General features: G+C 72.2%; 15 protein-coding genes and 1 riboswitch. Of the genes, 4 read left to right on the plus strand and 11 right to left on the minus strand.

All coding sequences use genetic code 11. The annotated features are described in order from the left end of the window. Window positions 1-22 precede the first annotated feature (22 nt). Together cobM and OHA25_RS09770 are read left to right on the plus strand one after the other, a co-directional pair. The gene (gene cobM, locus OHA25_RS09765; protein ID WP_327587250.1) at window positions 23-778 is read left to right on the plus strand and encodes a precorrin-4 C(11)-methyltransferase; all 756 of its coding nucleotides are present in this window, start codon (window positions 23-25) and stop codon (window positions 776-778) included. Then, window positions 763-1,497, plus strand: coding sequence for a cobalt-precorrin-6A reductase (locus OHA25_RS09770; protein ID WP_327587251.1), 735 nt, complete (start codon window positions 763-765; stop codon window positions 1,495-1,497). Before cobM ends, OHA25_RS09770 begins: the two co-directional genes overlap by 16 nt. Here OHA25_RS09770 and cobJ read toward each other — a convergent pair. Next, a complete protein-coding gene (gene cobJ / locus OHA25_RS09775) occupies window positions 1,475-2,956 on the minus strand; it encodes a precorrin-3B C(17)-methyltransferase (protein WP_327587252.1) in 1,482 nt (493 codons plus the stop codon). The genes OHA25_RS09770 and cobJ overlap by 23 nt on opposite strands. Further along, window positions 2,953-6,513, minus strand: coding sequence for a cobaltochelatase subunit CobN (gene cobN / locus OHA25_RS09780; protein ID WP_327587253.1), 3,561 nt, complete (start codon window positions 6,511-6,513; stop codon window positions 2,953-2,955). The genes cobJ and cobN overlap by 4 nt, the downstream gene beginning before the upstream one ends. Before the next feature lie 32 nt (window positions 6,514-6,545). Then, a riboswitch (cobalamin riboswitch) is annotated at window positions 6,546-6,727 on the minus strand. Between the two features lie 16 nt (window positions 6,728-6,743). Here cobN and OHA25_RS09785 point away from each other — a divergent pair. Continuing rightward, entirely contained in the window at window positions 6,744-7,736 is a 993-nt protein-coding gene (locus tag OHA25_RS09785; RefSeq protein WP_327587254.1) for a precorrin-3B synthase, read from the plus strand. Beyond that, window positions 7,733-8,353: a precorrin-8X methylmutase gene (locus OHA25_RS09790; protein ID WP_327587255.1), complete on the plus strand. Its 621-nt coding sequence runs from the start codon at window positions 7,733-7,735 to the stop codon at window positions 8,351-8,353. The genes OHA25_RS09785 and OHA25_RS09790 overlap by 4 nt, the downstream gene beginning before the upstream one ends. A gap of 37 nt (window positions 8,354-8,390) precedes the next feature. Here OHA25_RS09790 and OHA25_RS09795 read toward each other — a convergent pair whose 3' ends face one another. From OHA25_RS09795 to OHA25_RS09835, 9 genes are all read right to left on the minus strand, one after another. Then, window positions 8,391-9,764, minus strand: a complete 1,374-nt coding sequence (locus OHA25_RS09795) for a cobyrinate a,c-diamide synthase (protein WP_327590953.1) — start codon at window positions 9,762-9,764, stop codon at window positions 8,391-8,393. An 8-nt stretch (window positions 9,765-9,772) separates the two neighbouring features. Then, entirely contained in the window at window positions 9,773-10,375 is a 603-nt protein-coding gene (cobO, locus tag OHA25_RS09800) for a cob(I)yrinic acid a,c-diamide adenosyltransferase (protein ID WP_327587256.1), read from the minus strand. 1 nt (window position 10,376) lies between these two features. After that, the gene (locus OHA25_RS09805; protein ID WP_327587257.1) at window positions 10,377-12,461 is read right to left on the minus strand and encodes a putative cobaltochelatase; all 2,085 of its coding nucleotides are present in this window, start codon (window positions 12,459-12,461) and stop codon (window positions 10,377-10,379) included. Further along, window positions 12,458-13,072 (minus strand): histidine phosphatase family protein, encoded by a 615-nt coding sequence (locus OHA25_RS09810; RefSeq protein ID WP_327587258.1) that lies wholly within the window; start codon window positions 13,070-13,072, stop codon window positions 12,458-12,460. Before OHA25_RS09810 ends, OHA25_RS09805 begins: the two co-directional genes overlap by 4 nt. Next, the gene (locus tag OHA25_RS09815) at window positions 13,021-13,755 is read right to left on the minus strand and encodes a CbtA family protein (RefSeq protein WP_327587259.1); all 735 of its coding nucleotides are present in this window, start codon (window positions 13,753-13,755) and stop codon (window positions 13,021-13,023) included. The genes OHA25_RS09810 and OHA25_RS09815 overlap by 52 nt, the downstream gene beginning before the upstream one ends. Before the next feature lie 8 nt (window positions 13,756-13,763). Further along, window positions 13,764-13,952 carry a CbtB domain-containing protein gene (locus tag OHA25_RS09820; protein ID WP_305917408.1) on the minus strand — a complete coding sequence of 63 codons (189 nt, stop codon included), beginning with the start codon at window positions 13,950-13,952 and terminating at the stop codon, window positions 13,764-13,766. Window positions 13,953-14,135: 183 nt separating this feature from the next. Beyond that, a complete protein-coding gene (locus tag OHA25_RS09825; protein ID WP_327587260.1) occupies window positions 14,136-14,612 on the minus strand; it encodes a hypothetical protein in 477 nt (158 codons plus the stop codon). Window positions 14,613-14,680: 68 nt separating this feature from the next. Continuing rightward, window positions 14,681-15,136 (minus strand): potassium transporter TrkG, encoded by a 456-nt coding sequence (locus OHA25_RS61225; RefSeq protein ID WP_442942091.1) that lies wholly within the window; start codon window positions 15,134-15,136, stop codon window positions 14,681-14,683. Further along, window positions 15,120-16,349: a cation:proton antiporter gene (locus OHA25_RS09835; protein WP_327587261.1), complete on the minus strand. Its 1,230-nt coding sequence runs from the start codon at window positions 16,347-16,349 to the stop codon at window positions 15,120-15,122. Before OHA25_RS09835 ends, OHA25_RS61225 begins: the two co-directional genes overlap by 17 nt. Window positions 16,350-16,450 lie beyond the last annotated feature (101 nt).

A 16,450-nucleotide genomic window follows, 5' to 3' on the forward strand; every position in this document is an offset into this window, starting at 1 on the left:
CCGTGGCAGAGGAAGGGATCTGATGACGGTCTATTTCATCGGTGCCGGTCCCGGCGCCGCCGACTTGATCACCGTGCGCGGCCTGCGCCTGCTGGAATCGGCGCCCGTCTGTCTGTACGCGGGCTCGCTCGTGCCCCGCGACCTGCTCGACGCCTGCCCTCCGGGGGCACGGCTGGTGGACACGGCCAACCTCACGCTGGACCAGATCGTGGCGGAGATCGCGACGGCACACGCCGGCGGCCGGGATGTCACCCGGCTCCACTCCGGGGATCCGTCGATCTTCAGCGCCGTCGCCGAACAGGTACGCAGGCTGGAAGAGCTCGGCGTGCCGTACGAGATCGTGCCCGGAGTCCCGGCGTTCGCGGCGGCGGCGGCCTCGCTGCGGCGGGAGCTGACCGTGCCGGGTGTCGGCCAGAGCGTCATCCTCACCAGGACCTCGGCCCGTGCCACGCCGATGCCGCCGGGCGAGGACCTGGCGACCCTCGGCGCGGGCCGGGCGACCATGGTGCTGCATCTGGCTGTCCAGCGGATCGACTCCGTGGTGGCGGAGTTGCTGCCGGTCTACGGCGCGGACTGCCCGGTGGCGGTGGTGGCGTACGCCAGCCGGACCGACGAGCGCATCCTGCGCGGCACCCTGGCGGACATCGCCGCACAGGTGCACGAGGCCGGGATCAAACGGACCGCGGTGATCGTGGTCGGGCGGGTGCTGACCGCGTCGGAGTTCCCCGACAGCCACCTCTACAGCGCGGCCAGGGACAGATCGTGCGACGGGTCCTGATCCTGGGCGGCACCGCCGAGGCCAGAGCGCTGGCGGCGGAGCTGGTCGAGCGGGGCGTGCACGTGATCTCCTCGCTGGCGGGGCGGGTGCGCAATCCGAGGCTGCCGGCCGGAGAGGTGCGCGAGGGCGGGTTCGGCGGGCCGGAGGGGCTGGCCGCGTGGGTGCGGAAGGAACGTCCCGATGCGCTGATCGACGCGACCCATCCCTTCGCGGCGCGCATGACCGCTTCCGCGGTCGAGGCGGCCCGGCTGACCGGGACTCCGCTGCTGGTGCTGCGCAGGCCCGGCTGGCCGCAGGTGCCGGGCGAGCTCCGGGCGCCCTCGCTGGAGGCGGCCGCCGCCGAGCTGGCAGCCGGTGACCGGGTGTTCCTGACCACCGGCCGCCGGAGCCTGCCGATCTTCGCAGGCCTGACCGGCGTCTGGTTCCTCGCCAGATCGGTGGATCCCCCCGAGCCGCCGATTCCGCGAAATGTCCACATCATCCTGGACCGCGGGCCGTACACCTTCGCAGGCGAGCTAGCCCTCATCGATGAGCACCACCTGACCGTCCTGGTCACCAAGGACAGCGGCGGCGAGCTGACCCAGGCCAAGCTCGCCGCGGCCGGGGAACGAGGCCTCAAGGTGATCATGGTTGACCGTCCGCCCCTGCCGGGCGGCGTGACCCACGTCGAGACGGTCCCGGCCGCGCTCGATTGGCTCAGGGATATCGGCGCGGCGTGAAGACCGTGCCCTGCGGGGTCACGCGGGTGGTGGACGACCCGACGATCAACAGGCAGCGCATGTCCACCCGATCCGGGTCGAGCTCGCCCAGCGTCGTCACCGTCACGGACTCGCCGGCCCCGCCGACGTCCCGCCCGATCACCACGGGCGTCTCCGGAAGGCGGTGCTCCAGAAGCAGATCACGTGCGGCGGCCACCTGCCAAGTACGGCTGCGCGAAGCGGGGTTGTAGATCGCCAGCACCAGGTCGGCCCGAGCCGCGGCGCTGAGCCGGGCGGCCACCACCTCCCACGGCTTGAGCAGGTCGGACAGGGAGATCACGCAGTAGTCGTGGCCCAGGGGAGCACCCACCCGGGAGGCGACCGCCTGGGCCGCGGTCAGCCCCGGCACCACGCGCACCGGGACGTCCGGGTAGTCCGCCGAGGCCTCCAGCACCGCGCTCGCCATGGCGAACACCCCAGGATCGCCCGACGAGACCACGGCCACCCGCCTGCCCTGCCGCGCCAGCTCCAGGGCATGCCTGGCGCGTTCGGCCTCGACCCGGTTGTCGGTGCGGTGGCGTTCTTGGCGAGGGTTGGGGGCCACCCGGTCGACGTACGGCCCGTATCCCACGATGTCGGTCGCCAAGGCGAGCGCGTCCTGCGCCTCGGGAGTCAGCCAGGGCCGCCCGGCGGGACCCAGCCCCACCACGACCACCTCGCCACCTCCGGGTGCTTGCGCGTCGTCCTTCGGCACGAAGGTGCGCTCGGCCGGGCTGGCCAGCAGGGCCAGGGAGAAGTACGGCACGCCGTCCGGGTCCACCTCCTTGAGCGGCGCGACCCGTTCGGCGCCCATGCTGGCGCGCTCCACGTACCAGGCATCCTCCAGCCGCCCGGCCTCGGCGAAGGCGTCGCGCACCTTCTCGAAGGTCCGGCCCAGCTTGAGCACCGCCGCCGAGTCGGTCGCGCGCAGCCGCTCGGCCAGCACCTCGCCCGGGAGCGTGCCCGGCAGCACGGTCAGCACCTCCTCGCGCTCCACCAGGGGCCGCCCCAGCACGGCGGCCGCCGCGCTCACCGAGGTCACACCGGGCACCACCTCCGTCGGGTAACGGTGGGCCAGCCGCTTGTGCATGTGCATGTAAGAGCCGTAGAAGAGCGGATCGCCCTCGCTGAGCACGACGACCGTCCGGCCCGCGTCGAGGTGGGCGGCCAGCCGCGCCGCGCACTCGGCGTAGAAGTCGTCCAGCGCGCCCTGGTACCCACCCGGATGGTCGGTGGTCTCGACCGTCAACGGGTACTGCAGGAGCTCCTCGATCTGGCCCTCCCGCATGTACGTCAGCGCGATCGAGCGGGCGATGCTGCGCCCGTGCCTGGCGGCGTGGTACGCGATCACGTCGGCCTCGCCGATCAGCCGGGCGGTCTTGACCGTCACCAGTTCCGGATCGCCCGGTCCCAGGCCCACGCCGTACAGTCGTCCGGTCACCGATCCTCCAGATCGCCTTCGGTCTTGAGATAGACCTCCTGCAGCTCGCGCAGGGTCTGCTCGTCCGGGTGCTCCCACATGCCGCGCTCGGCCGCCTCCAGCAGCCGCTCGGCGATGCCGTGCAGCGCCCATGGGTTGGATGTGGCCATGAACTCCCGGTTCTCCGGGTCCAGCACGTAGGCCTGGGTGAGCTTGTCGTACATCCAGTCCGCCATGACCCCGGTCGTGGCGTCGTAGCCGAACAGGTAGTCCACGGTCGCGGCCAGCTCGAAAGCGCCCTTGTAGCCGTGCCTGCGCATCGCGGCCAGCCACTGCGGGTTGACCACGCGGGCGCGGAAGATCCTGGAGGTCTCCTCCGCGAGCGTGCGGGTGCGGACCGCGTCGGGGCGCGTGCTGTCGCCCACGTAGGCGGCGGGAGCCTTTCCGGTCAGCGCCCGGACGGTGGCGACCATGCCGCCGTGGTACTGGAAGTAGTCGTCGGAGTCGGCGATGTCGTGCTCGCGGGTGTCGACGTTCTTGGCGGCGACCGCGATCCGGCGGTAGGCGTTCTCCATGTCCTGCCGTGCGGGCACGCCCTCCAGGTCGCGGCCATAGGCGAAGCCGCCCCAGACGGCGTAGACCTCGGCCAGGTCGGCGTCGTCGCGCCAGGTGCGGCTGTCGATCAGCGGGAGCAGCCCGGCGCCGTAGGCCCCCGGCGCCGAGCCGAAGATGCGGCGCTCGCTGCCGTCGGCTCGTACGTGGGCGCGGATGTAGTTGTCCTCATCCGGCTCCTCCAGCGAAGCGGCCAGCCGTACAGCGTCGTCGAGCATGGCCACCACGTGCGGGAAGGCATCGCGGAAGAAGCCGCTGATGCGGACGGTCACGTCGATGCGGGGGCGGCCGAGCTCGGCGAGGGGGATCGGCTCCAGCCGCGTCACCCTCCTGGACATCTCATCCCATTCCGGGCGGATGCCGAGGAGTGCGAGGACCTCGGCCACGTCGTCGCCCGCCGTGCGCATGGCACTGGTGCCCCAGACCGACAGGCCCACCGAGCGCGGCCACTCGCCGTGGTCGGTGCGGTAGCGCTGCAGCAGGGAGTCGGCCATGGCCTGGCCGGTCTCCCAGGCGAGGCGGCTGGGCACCGCGCGCGGGTCGACCGAGTAGAAGTTGCGGCCGGTCGGCAGCACGTTGATCAGGCCGCGCAGCGGGCTTCCGCTCGGTCCGGCGGGGACGTAGCCGCCGTCGAGGGCGTGCAGCACGTGGTCGATCTCGTCGGTGGTACGGCGGAGCCTGGGCACCACCTCCGTCGCGGCGAAGGTCAGGATGCGGGTGACGAGGTCACGTCGATCGCCGGATAATTCCGGCACGTCGGCGTGTGCCACCACCACCTCCGCCGCGGCGGATGGCTCCCAGCCCCGCTCCTCCATGCCCTCGACCAGCGCACGCGCGGTCGCCTCCGCCCGGTCCACGGCCGACAGACTCGCCGTGCCGTCCTCGGCCAGGCCGAGTGCCTCGCGCAGGCCGGGCAGGGTCTCCTTGCCCGCCCACATCTGCCTGGCCCGGAGCATCGCCAGCACCAGGTCCACCCGGACCTGCCCTTCGGGGGCCTGGCCGAGCACGTGCAGCCCGTCGCGGATCTGCGCGTCCTTGATTTCGCACAGCCAGCCGTCCACGTGCAGCAGGAAGTCGTCGAACTCGCTGTCGTGCGGCCGGTCCGCCAAACCCAGATCATGGTCGAGCCGGGCGGCCTGGATCAGGGTCCAGATCTGGGCGCGGATGGCGGGCAGCTTGGCCGGATCCATGGCGGCGATGGTGGCGTGCTCGTCGAGCAGCTGCTCAAGCCTGGAAATGTCGCCATAGGTCTCGGCGCGAGCCATCGGCGGCACCAGGTGGTCGACCAGCACCGCGTGCGCCCGCCGCTTGGCCTGCGTGCCCTCACCCGGGTCGTTGACCAGGAACGGGTAGACCAGCGGCAGGTCCCCGATCGCCGCGTCGGTGCCGCACGAAGCCGACATCCCCGCCGACTTGCCCGGCAGCCACTCCAGGTTGCCGTGCTTGCCCACGTGCACCATGGCGTGCGCACCGAACTGGGCCGACAGCCACCGGTAGGCGGCCAGGTAGTGGTGGCTGGGCGGCAAATCGGGGTCGTGGTAGATGGCGATCGGATTCTCGCCGAAGCCGCGCGGCGGCTGCACCATGACCACGAGGTTCCCGGCGCGCAGGGCGGCCAGGACGATGTCGCCCTCGTGCACGAACAACTCGCCCGGCGGCGGCCCCCAGTGCCGCTCCATCTCCTCGCGCAGGTCCTCGGGGAGCGTGCGGTACCAAGCGGTGTAGGCCTGTCCCGGGATGCGCACCGGGTTGCCCGCCAGGTGCTCCTCGGTCAGCCAGTCCTGGTCCTGCCCGCCCGCCGCGATGAGCGCGTGGATGAGCGCGTCGCCGTCCTGCTCGGCCACGCCGGGGAAGCCCTCTCCCACGTCATAGCCCGCCTCGGCCAGGCGCCTGAGCAGGCGTACGGCACTGGCGGGCGTGTCAAGGCCGACCGCGTTGCCGACCCGGGAGTGCTTGGTCGGATAGGCGGAAAGCATGATTACCAGCCGCCGCTCGGCAGGCGGCACGTGCCGGAGCAGGCCGTGCCGTACGGCGATGCCGGCCACCCGGGCGGCCCGCTCGGGGTCGGCCACGTAGACGGTCAGCCCGTCGGCGTCGATCTCCTTGAACGAGAACGGCACGGTGATGATGCGCCCGTCGAACTCGGGGATGGCCACCTGAGAGGCGGCGTCCAGGGGCGACAGGCCGTCGTCGTTCTCCGCCCACGCCTGCCTGCTGGTGGTCAGGCAGAGCCCCTGGAGGATCGGCACGTCGAGATCGGCCAGCGCGCCCACGTCCCAGGCCTCGTCGTCCCCGCCCGCGCCCGCGGTGGCCGGGCGGGAACCGCCCGCCGCGAGCACGGTGACGACCAGGGCGTCCGCCGCTCTCAGCGTTTCCAGCAGCTCCGGCTCCGCCGTACGGAGAGAGGAGCAGAAGACGGGAAGCGCCCGCCCTCCGGCCTCCTCGACGGCCCGGCACAGCGCCTCGACGAAGCCGGTGTTGCCCGCCATGTGGTGAGCCCGGTAGTACAGGACGCCGATCACCGGACCCGTCCCGGTGGACTCGCGCTCCAGCACGCCCCAGGAGGGCGCGGCCTCGGGCGGGGCGAAGCCGTGGCCGGTCAGCAGCACGGTGTCGGAGAGGAAAGCGTGCAGCTGGGCCAGGTTGCGCGGGCCGCCGTGCGCCAGATAGGCGTGTGCTTCGGCGACCACGCCGCCGGGCACGGTGGACAGCTCCATCAGCTCGGCGTCGGGCGCCTGCTCGCCGCCCAGCACCACGACCGGGCGGGGACCGGACACAAGCGCGTCCAGGCCCTCTTCCCAGGCCCTGCGGCCACCGAGCAGGCGGACCACGACGAGGTCGACGCCCTCCAGGGGGAGATCGCCGGGGGTCAGCCTGGCGGGGTTGCCCAGCCGGTAGCCGGCACCGCTGGCCTTGGCACTGAGCAGGTCGGTGTCCGAAGTGGACAGCAGCAGGACAGTGGGCACGAAGACGTCCTCCCTCGGGGTCCTCGCCCCGGTCGCAGGTGTCACGAAAGGCCGGAGTCTCCTGGCTCCCGGATCGCCGCTCACCCCCGGCCTTCCCTCTCGGTGGCCTGCGGTGGGGGCTCGCTCCCCGGTGACAGTGGCGGGACCGCGCCGGATTCACACCGGCTTCCTCCTAGCCTTCGCCTGTGGGCAAGCCTACGGCAGCAGGAATGGGCGTTACCATCCTCAACGTGTCCATATCCGGACGAACACATCCAGACGCCTGTCCGGGGGCGCTCCAGCTGCACCAAGCCGCCGACGGGCCGCTGGCCCGCGTCCGCACCCCGGGCGGTCTGCTCTCCGCCGGGCAGCTGCGCGAGCTGGCGGCGTGCGCGAGCGAGCTGGGCTCGGGTGTGATCGAGCTGACCTCGCGGGCCAACCTGCAGGTGCGCGCGTTGCGGGATCCGGAGGCCTTCGCTGAACGCATCGCCGCGGCCGGGCTGCTGCCCTCGCCGACCCACGAGCGGGTACGCAACATCGTCGCCTCGCCTCTCGTCGACCGAGAGCTGATCATCGACCTCGACCGCGCCCTGTGCGCCCGGCCGGAGCTGGCCGAGCTGCCCGGGCGTTTCCTGTTCGCGATCGGTGAGACGGGGCTGGCCGCCGATGTGGCCCTGGTGGAGGGGCGGCTGCTGCTGGCCGGGCGGGAGACGGGGTTGCCGGGAACGGTGGAGCTGATGCTGGAGGCCGCCGAGGCGTTCCTGCGGCTGCGCTCCGCCGAATGGCGCATCTCCGAGCTGGGGCCCGCCCGCGTCGCCGCCGAGCTCGGCACGGAGCTGGGCGCGGCCCGGCGCGGCACCCCACCTTCCACCGAACCCGGCCCCCACCAGGCACTGATCCCGCTCGGCCGCCTGTCCCCACGTCAGTTGCTGGCCCTGGCCGAAGCCGCCGAGGAGGTACGGCTCACGCCATGGCGCACGGTCGTGCTGCCCCGCGTGCCGGAGGATGTGGGATTCATCACCGACCCGAACTCTCCCTGGGCCGGCGTGACCGCGTGCACCGGCCGCCCCGGTTGTGCCAAGTCCCTGGCCGACGTACAGACTGACGCCGCCCGCTGGGTCCATGAGCGTCACACCGACCGCCCCGTGCACTGGGCGGGCTGCGACCGCCTGTGCGGGCTGCCGCCCGGGCCGGTCATCCAGATGGTCGCCACCCCCGGCGGATACGAGGAAAGGCAGAAGTGATCGACTACATCCGCGACGGCGCCGAGATCTACCGGCAGTCGTTCGCCACCATCCGCGCCGAGGCCGACCTGAGCGGGATGCCCCCGGAGGTGGCCCAGGTCGCGGTCCGGATGATCCACGCCTGCGGAATGACCGACCTGACCCGTGACCTGGCCTGGTCACCGAACGTGGTGACGAACGCCCGCGAAGCCCTGCGTGCGGGGGCGCCGATCCTGTGCGACGCCATGATGGTCGCCTCCGGCGTCACCCGCCGCCGCCTCCCGGCGGACAACGAGATCCTCTGCACGCTGTCAGAGCCCGGCGTCCCGGCCCTCGCCGAACGCCTGAGCACCACCCGCAGCGCCGCCGCGCTGGAGCTGTGGCGCGATCGGCTGGCCGGCTCGGTGGTGGCCATCGGCAACGCCCCGACCGCGCTCTTCCGGCTCCTGGAGCTGGTCGCCGAGGGGGCGGGACGCCCGGCGGCAGTGCTGGGCCTCCCGGTGGGCTTCATCGGCGCTGCCGAGTCCAAGCAGGCACTGGCCGCCAGCGACCTGGACTACCTGGTCGTCCACGGCCGCCGAGGCGGCAGCGCGATGGCGGTGGCGGCGATCAACGCCATCGCGAGCGAGGAGGAGTGATCACGCATAGAGGTCGTCGACGGTGACCAGGCGGACGTCACTCGCTTCTCCGGTGCCTGTAGTCGACTATCCGCTGAGCCAGCTCTGGCCTGCCCGCCCAGTGCAGGTGCAGGTAGGAGGCGGTCACGAGGGCGTCGCCGTAGCCGTCGGCGCCCCCCGCCCAGCGGAACAGCGGCTCCTTCGGCGAGATGATCGTGGTGCGGTGGAACTCGTGTCCGCGGTGCCGCTCGCCCTCGCGGGTCAGCAGCGACGTCCCGGAGATCGCCTCCCGGTAGCCGAGGGTCAGCCGGTCCGTCATCCGGGCCACCCCCGGCACCCTGCCGCACATCGGCAGCCCGTCCAGCTCCTCGCACAGGTAGAGCAGCCCGGCGCACTCCGCGGCGATGGGCCCGTCGAAGGCGGCCACCTGCTTGCGCAGCGGCTCGTTGGCGGCGAGCCGGTCGGCGTAGACCTCGGGGAAGCCGCCACCGATGACGATCGCCGCGGTCCCCTCGGGCAGCCGTTCATCCCGCAGCGGGTCGAAGACCGCGATCTCCGCGCCCGCCGAGCGCAGCAACTCGACGTGCTCGGCGTAGCCGAAGGTGAAGGCCGCCCCGCCCGCCACCGCGACGAGCTTCCCGTACGGCTGCGCCACCGCCGCGGGCTCCCACGGCCGTGCGTGCAGAGGGGGAGCCGTGCCGGCCAGCCGTACCAGGGCTTCCAGGTCGCACGAGCGGGCTACCAGCTCGCCCAGCCGCCCCACCGCCGCCAGCGCCTCGGACTCGCGCTCAGCCGCGGGGATCAGTCCCAGGTGACGTGACGGGGTAGCCACGGCGTCGTCCCGCCGGATGGCCCCGAGCACCGGCACGTCCCCCAGCGCGGCCCGGCACAGCTCCTCGTGCCGGTCCGACCCCACCCGGTTGAGGATCACCCCGCCCACCCGCACCCGCGGGTCGAAGGTGGAGAAACCGTGCACGGTCGCGGCGACCGACCGGCTCTGCCGGGCGACGTCCACCACGAGCACCACCGGCGCGTCCAGCAGCCGGGCGACGTGTGCCGTCGAGGCGAAGTCTGATGTGCCCGAGTCCGGCACGGTGTCCGATGTGCCCGAGTCCGGCACGGTGTCCGGTGTGCCCGAGTCCGGCACGGTGCCGCCCTTGCCGTCGAACAGCCCCATGACGCCCTCGACCACGGCGATGTCGCACCCGCGCGCCCCGTGCAGGAACAGCGGCGTCACCCGCTCCTCGCCGGTCAGCCACGGGTCCAGGTTGCGGCCCGGCCGACCGGCGGCCAGAGCGTGGTAGCCGGGGTCGATGTAGTCGGGCCCCACCTTGTGCGGCGACACCCGCAGCCCGCGCGCCCGCAGCGCGGCCATGAGCCCCGTCGCCACCGTCGTCTTGCCGCTGCCGGACGCGGGAGCGGCGATGACCAGGCGCGGAACTACCACTCGATGCCCTTCTGGCCCTTCTGCCCGGCGTCCATCGGGTGGCGTACCTTGCCCATCTCGGTCACCAGGTCGGCCGCCTCGATCAGTCGCTCCGGCGCGTCCCGCCCGGTGATCACCACGTGCTGGTTGCCCGGCCTGGACAGCAGCGTCGCCAGCACGTCGTCCAGGTCCAGCCAGCCCCACTTCAGCGGGTAGGTGAACTCGTCCAGCACGTAGAAGCGGTAGGTCTCGGCGGCCAGATCGCGCTTGATCTGCTCCCAGCCCTCGCGGGCGTCCCGCGCGTGGTCCTCCTCGGTCCCCGGCCGCTGGATCCACGACCAGCCCTCGCCCATCTTGTGCCAGGTGACCGGCCCGCCCTCGTCGCCGGCGCCGAGGACCTTCAGCGCCCGCTCCTCGCCGATGCGCCACTTGGCCGACTTGACGAACTGGAACACGCCGATCGGCCAGCCCTGATTCCAGGCGCGCAGCGCCATGCCGAACGCCGCCGTCGACTTGCCCTTGCCCGGCCCGGTGTGGACCATCAGCAACGGCCTGGACCTGCGTTGCCGTGTGGTCAGCCCGTCGTCGGGCACGTGCTCCGGCTTGCCCTGAGGCATCTCAACCCACCTTCCGATAGTCGCGTACCAGCGAGCCCAGCTCGCCCAGTGAATCGAGCGGCAGCAGCGCGGCGCCGAGCCTGGCGGCCAGCCGTACGGCCAGCCCCAGCCGCACCGGGCCGCCCTCGCAGTCCACGACCACGCTCGCCGTGCCGCGCAGCAGATCGGCGGCCCGGTCCACGTCGCCGCCCGCCGTGGCGCGCCCGTCGGTCACCAGCACGAGCAGCGGGCGCCGGGCCGGATCGCGCAGCCGCTCCACCCGCAGCACCTCGGCCGCCGCGACCAGCCCGGCCGCCAGCGGCGTACGCCCGCCGGTCGGCAGCGAACGCAGCCTGGCCGCACCCGCCTCGACCGAGGAGGTCGGCGGGAGCGTCACGCTGGCACTGTCGCCGCGGAAGGTGACCAGGCCGACCTTGTCCCTGCGCTGGTAGGCGTCGAGCAGCAGGCTCAGCACCGCCGTCTTGACCGCGGTCATCCGCCTGCGCGCGGCCATCGAGCCGCTCGCGTCGACGACGAAGAGCACCAGGTTGCCCTCGCGGCCCTCGCGGACGACCTCACGCAGGTCCTCGGGACGCAGCCGCAGCCCCGCCCCGGTTCTGCCCCGCTGTCGCTGGTGAGGGGCGGCGGCCAGCAGGGTGGCGGTCAGATGCAGGTCGCGCAGGCGGCCTTCCGGCTGCCGGGAGCCGGCGGCCCGGCCGCGCGGGGTGCGCGAGCGCGAGCGCCGTCCCGCCGCACCCTCGCCGACGCCGGGCACCTCTAGACGAGGCACACGGTACGGCGCCGCCATGGCAGCCACCTGCCCCGCGCCGGGGTCGGGCTGCCCAGTGCCGGGGCGGGGCTCGACCTGACTCGCGCCGGGCCCTTTCCCTGGGTCACCCTCGGCCGCGCCCGCGTCGAGCTCGGGCCGGTCCGCCCCGTTGCCAACCTCGGGTTCGGCCGCCCCCTCGTCGCCAGGCCCGCCGGCCGCCGGATCCTGCCGGCCGCCATCATCATCCGCACCGGACCCGGCATCCGGCTCAGGTCCTGAAATTTCGGGGTCCGCGCCACCGCCGGGCGGCTCGTCATCGTCGTCGCCCGAAGTCTCCTCCAGCAACCGGTCCAGCAACTCCTCATCCAGCCCCGGCGCGTCGAACGGATCACGCCGCCGCCGATGCGGCAACGCCAGCCGCGCCGCCGCCCGCACGTCCTCGGTCGTCACGCGGTCCCGCCCGTGCCAGGCGGCATGCGCGATGGCCGCGTTGGCCGTCACCAGATCCGCCCGCAGGCCGTCCACCTCGAACGCCGCGCACACCGTGGAGATCTGCCGCAACCTGGCATCAGGCAACCGCACCTCGGGGAGCCGCACCCTGGCACGGGCGATCCGCCCGGCCAGCTCGGACTCGGCCGGCCTCCATCGGCCGGCGAAGGACTCCGGGTCCGCGTCGAAAGCGAGCCTGCGCCGGATCACCTCGGCCCGCTCCTGCGGATCCCGCGACGCCCGCACCTCGACCGTCAGGCCGAAGCGGTCCAGGAGCTGCGGCCGCAGCTCGCCCTCCTCCGGATTCATGGTGCCGACCAGCAGGAAGCGTGCCTCGTGCCGTACCGACACCGACTCCCGCTCGACGTAGCAGGTGCCCAGCGCCGCCGCGTCGAGCAGCAGGTCGACGAGGTGATCGTGCAGCAGGTTCACCTCGTCGACGTACAGCACGCCCCGGTGCGCGGCGGCCAGCAATCCCGGCTCGAACGCCTTCACCCCCTCGGTCAGCGCCCGCTCCACGTCCAGGGAACCGACCAGCCGGTCCTCGGAAGCGCCCACCGGCAACTCGACGAGCGCGGCCGGCCGGACGGCTCGCTGCTCGCCCGGCTCGTGCGGCCCGTCGGGACAGCCGGGGTCGGGCGCCGCCGGATCACACGCGAACCGGCACCCGGCCACGACCTGGACCTCGGGCAGCTGGGCGGCCAGGGCGCGGACGATCGTGGACTTGGCCGTGCCCTTCTCGCCGCGTACCAGCACTCCGCCGACGCGTGGTGAGACGGCGTTGAGCAGCAGGGCCAGCTTCAGGTCGGCAAGACCGACGACGGCGCTGAACGGATAGGTGATGGTCACGACGTGGCCTTCCAGTTGACGTGAACGACGCGCCACCCGCCGGCGCCGGGCGCGAGCCGCGTGGTGGACAGCGGCGCGAGGTCGAAGCGGGCGGCGCGTGACGGGTCGAGGCCGAGCGCGTGGCCGAGTGCGGCCCGGATCACGCCGGCGTCGCAGACCGCCACGAGGTCATGCTGATCCCGTACGGACTCCAGCCACCCGGCGACGCGGGACGCCACCCGCGCCAGGCTCTCGCCGCCATGTGGCGCGGCGTCCGGGTCGGCGAGCCAGGCGGCCAGGGCCTCCGGCTCGGTCTCGGCGATCCGGCTGTACGGCAGGCCGCGCCAACGCCCGTGATCGGCCTCGGCCAGCGCGGCGACCGGACGCGGCTCCCACCCCAGCGCCGCGGCGGTCTGCGCGGCGGCCGGAGCAGGCGAGACCCACGCGACAGACGCGTTCCCGAGCCGCCCGGCCAGGGAGGCGGCCCTGGCCAGGTCCGCCCGGTCCGCGTCCTCGTCGGCGGGAAAGCGGGCAGCGCGCATGCCAGGCGTGCTGGCATGCCGGACGAACAGCACCCCGGTCAGGCGGCGGCCAGGGCTTCGGCACGTCGGGCGGCCCGGTCGGAGACCCACCCGAAGAGCACACCGAACGCCGCCCAGAACACCAGGTGCGTGCCCAGCGAGGCCACCCGGAACTCCCACAGCAAGGAGGCGGGGAAGCCCTCAGGAACCTCGTCGACGGTCGGCAGCACCACCCACGCGGCGATCACCGGCACGAGGAAGGCGGCCACCGCGCCGATCCAGCGCTGCCACGATCCGGCCGTGATCCGCCGGGCGACCGCGACCGCGATGGCGGTCGCAGCCAGACCCACCAGGACCATCACCACGTAGAGGAACGTGCGGTCGTTGATGGTCGCCGGATCGCCGACCGCGGGCGGGTTGGCCGGATATTTCAGGAACGGTACGAGAATGATGGCCACGAACGCCATACCCGCGGCGCTCAGCGCCAGCCCGCCCTCGTTCCGCGGCCCGACCCGGCCACGCAGCCCGGCGTAGACCAGCGCGAAGACCCCGCCGATGGCCAGGCCGTACAGCCCGGTGGCCAGGAAGAGGCCGGCCTTCTGCACCGGCCGGCTGATCTCATGGCTGTGCCCGGCGGGCTCCGGCTCGGATCCCGCGGCCTCCGCGGTGGCCGCCTCCTCCAGCGCGATCGCACTGTCGATCCGCGGCTCACCGAAGACGAAGGCGAACCCGCCCGCGACGAGCCCGGCCAGGAGGCCGAGCAGCAGCCCCCTGACCATCAGGGTCCGGATCATGCCTGCCCCTAGTGACACGGCACGCCGAGCAGGTGGCGCCCGTCGTGCATGAGTTCATGGAGGAAGGCACCGGTCTGGGAAATCGCCCCGTTGTCCATGAGGACCAGGTAGGCGATCAGCAGCAGTACGGGTACGGCCAGCAGCCAGAGCCGCAGGCGTGGCAGGGGAATGGTGGTGGAAGTGGACAGGCCACTCATCAGTGCCTCCTCAGGGATGACGCGTCCCGAACTGTGAGGTCACAACAGCCCAGGCGACCTGGCTCCCGGGATCTAGGTCCCGGATACAGTGGCGCGTCCGCACCGGCATCTCACCGGATTTCCCCTGAACGGCTGTGAAATCTACCGGAATGTATCCTTCCTGCCCTTTAGCGTCAATACGCACTAGCCTTCGTCGATGATCGAGACCTTCACGCGAACGGCGCCGTCGTTGTCGCGGAGACACCGGTCCTCGTCGTTGATGCGCAACTCGAGGAAGCCTTCCTCGTGGACCCGGTAGGCGGCCAGCTGTCCGATCTTGAAGACGTGTCCGTTGATCTTCCCGATCAGCGTGCCGTACGTGTGGTTGTCGAGGATCTTGCACCCCTGATAGATCTCGCGGTCGATGTGCCAGGGGTACCCACGCGCGCTCACATAAGGGAACTTGCGGTGGTCGACCGTCCACCGGCCACCGACGTGCTGCACCTGTACGAGGTCGCCGGGCTCGACGAACACGCCCGCACGCTGCCAGCCACTCTCAGCGCTGATCCATTTACGTTTGCCGACCTGCGCATCCGAGGCCGAGGCGGGAGAGGCGGCGGCGAGGACGCAGCTGCCGGCGGCGAGTGTGGCGAGGAACAGGGTGGCAAGCTTTGATCGCATTCGTCGAGTGTCGGCTCTTCGCCTGACCAGTTCCAAGGCCATTCGCTGTCCAGTTTCTTCAACGCACGTCAGCCGACGATCACACGCTCCTCGGGCAGTTCGCAGTGGCGCGCCCGCTCTTTCAGCGCGAGTGCCGAGCCCAGGCTCAACGGGCCGATCCGGCCGATGAACATGAGCAGCACCAAGAGCACGTGACGCCCCGCCACCAGCACGGTGAACAGCGTGGCCAGGGTCATGATGCCCAGCCCGCCGACCTGAATGAGGGCGGCGATCACCACCTCGCCGAACACCGACCAGTGCGACTCGGTGTCCACCACGACCAGGCCGGTGACGCAGACCGCCGACGTCGCGGTGAACAGCGCGGTCAGCCATCCCGCCGAGATGCCGGAGGTCGTGGCGATCGGCAACGACAGCAGGAAGGTGCCGAGCAGGACGGCCGCGCCGAAGCCGGTGGCGATGACCTGCGCCGGGTGGTGAAACGATCCAGGAAGGGCCTGATACGGAGCCTCATGACGCGGAATCACCCGGAGACCTCCCGCGCCGCCGACGCGCGGCACCGAACCACGCCGGGACTTCATGCTCGTCGTCGAAGCCGCGGGCGATGACGATGTCGGTGGACGAATGCAGCAGGATCGACAGCACGATGGTGACTGCGACGAGTTGGAAGACCTCCTGCGCGGCGGCGATGCCGGAGGCCAGCACGATCAGCCCGTACACCACCGAGGCGAACCCCTTGGGCCCGAACCAGGCCACCGCCGCCTGCTCGCGCACCGACAGCCCGGAGCGCAGGAAGGACAGCCAGATCGCGACCGGTCGGGCCAGCACGAGCGCCAGGATCGCGAACAGCCAGCCCTTCCAGCCGACCGCGCCGAGCAGGGTGGGGGTGACGAGCGCGCCGAACAGCAGCAGCGCCGCCAGCTTGAACAGCTCGGCGATGAGCTCGCCGAAGTGCTCGAACGACTCGCGCTGCCGCTCACCGAACGTCGCCACCGTGATGCCCGCGGCGAACGCCGCAAGGAACAGGTTGCCGTGCGTGGCCTTGCCCAGCGCCAGCACCAGCAGCCCGATGGCCAGCGCGTTGAGCGGCTCGTACTGGGTGGAGGCGGAGAACCAGCGGGTCTGCTCCAGCTTGATCGCCACCCACGGCACCGCCACGCCGATCAGCACGCCGAGACCCAGCTCGAGCCCGAGTTCACCCATATGCAGGTCCTCGGAGCCGGCGGCGACGGCCAGGAACAGCATGACGAACGGCAACGCCAGCCCGTCGTTGACGCCGGACTCCACGTTGAGAAGGTGCCGCAGCCGTGGCGGCACCTTCTCGTTGCCGACCAGCGCGGCGGCGAAGACCGGGTCGGTCGGGGCCAGGATGGCGCCGATCAGCAGCGACTCGATCCAGCCCAGGCCGAGCAGGTAGTGCGCGGCGACGGCGGTGATGCCCAGGGTGAGCGGCAGGCCCCAGCCCAGGGCGCGCCCCGGCAGTCGCCATGCGCTGCGCAGGTCCTTCCAGCCGACCCGCATGCCGTCGGTGAACAGCACGGCGAACAGCGCCAGTTCGGCCAGCGTGCCCACCAGCTCGTCGCCCGGCCTGACGGAGACCACGCCGAGCACGCCGTCACCCAGCACGAACCCGGCTACCAGGAACAGCGCGGCGGTGGACAGGATCGTGCGATGAGCCAGGCTCGAGACGAGCACGGCGAGCAGCAGCAAGGCGGCGAAAGCCGTCAGCAGGGTGCCCACAGGGAGCCTCCGCAGAAGTCGTACGGATGGGACCTTGCCGACCAGGCTTCCCGGCGCACCGCGCTATACCGTAACAGCACCACCACCGCATCCGTCTATAC

The organism is Nonomuraea sp. NBC_00507 (assembly GCF_036013525.1).
In the GTDB taxonomy this organism is placed as follows: domain Bacteria; phylum Actinomycetota; class Actinomycetes; order Streptosporangiales; family Streptosporangiaceae; genus Nonomuraea.

Coding starts and splice junctions, on each gene's coding strand:
- cobO (WP_327587256.1), bottom strand. CDS start 10,375: ATGCCTCAGGGCAAGCCGGAGCACGTGCCCGACGACGGGCTGACCACA.
- cobM (WP_327587250.1), top strand. CDS start 23: ATGACGGTCTATTTCATCGGTGCCGGTCCCGGCGCCGCCGACTTGATC.
- OHA25_RS09825 (WP_327587260.1), bottom strand. CDS start 14,612: ATGCGATCAAAGCTTGCCACCCTGTTCCTCGCCACACTCGCCGCCGGC.
- OHA25_RS09820 (WP_305917408.1), bottom strand. CDS start 13,952: ATGAGTGGCCTGTCCACTTCCACCACCATTCCCCTGCCACGCCTGCGG.
- OHA25_RS09815 (WP_327587259.1), bottom strand. CDS start 13,755: ATGATCCGGACCCTGATGGTCAGGGGGCTGCTGCTCGGCCTCCTGGCC.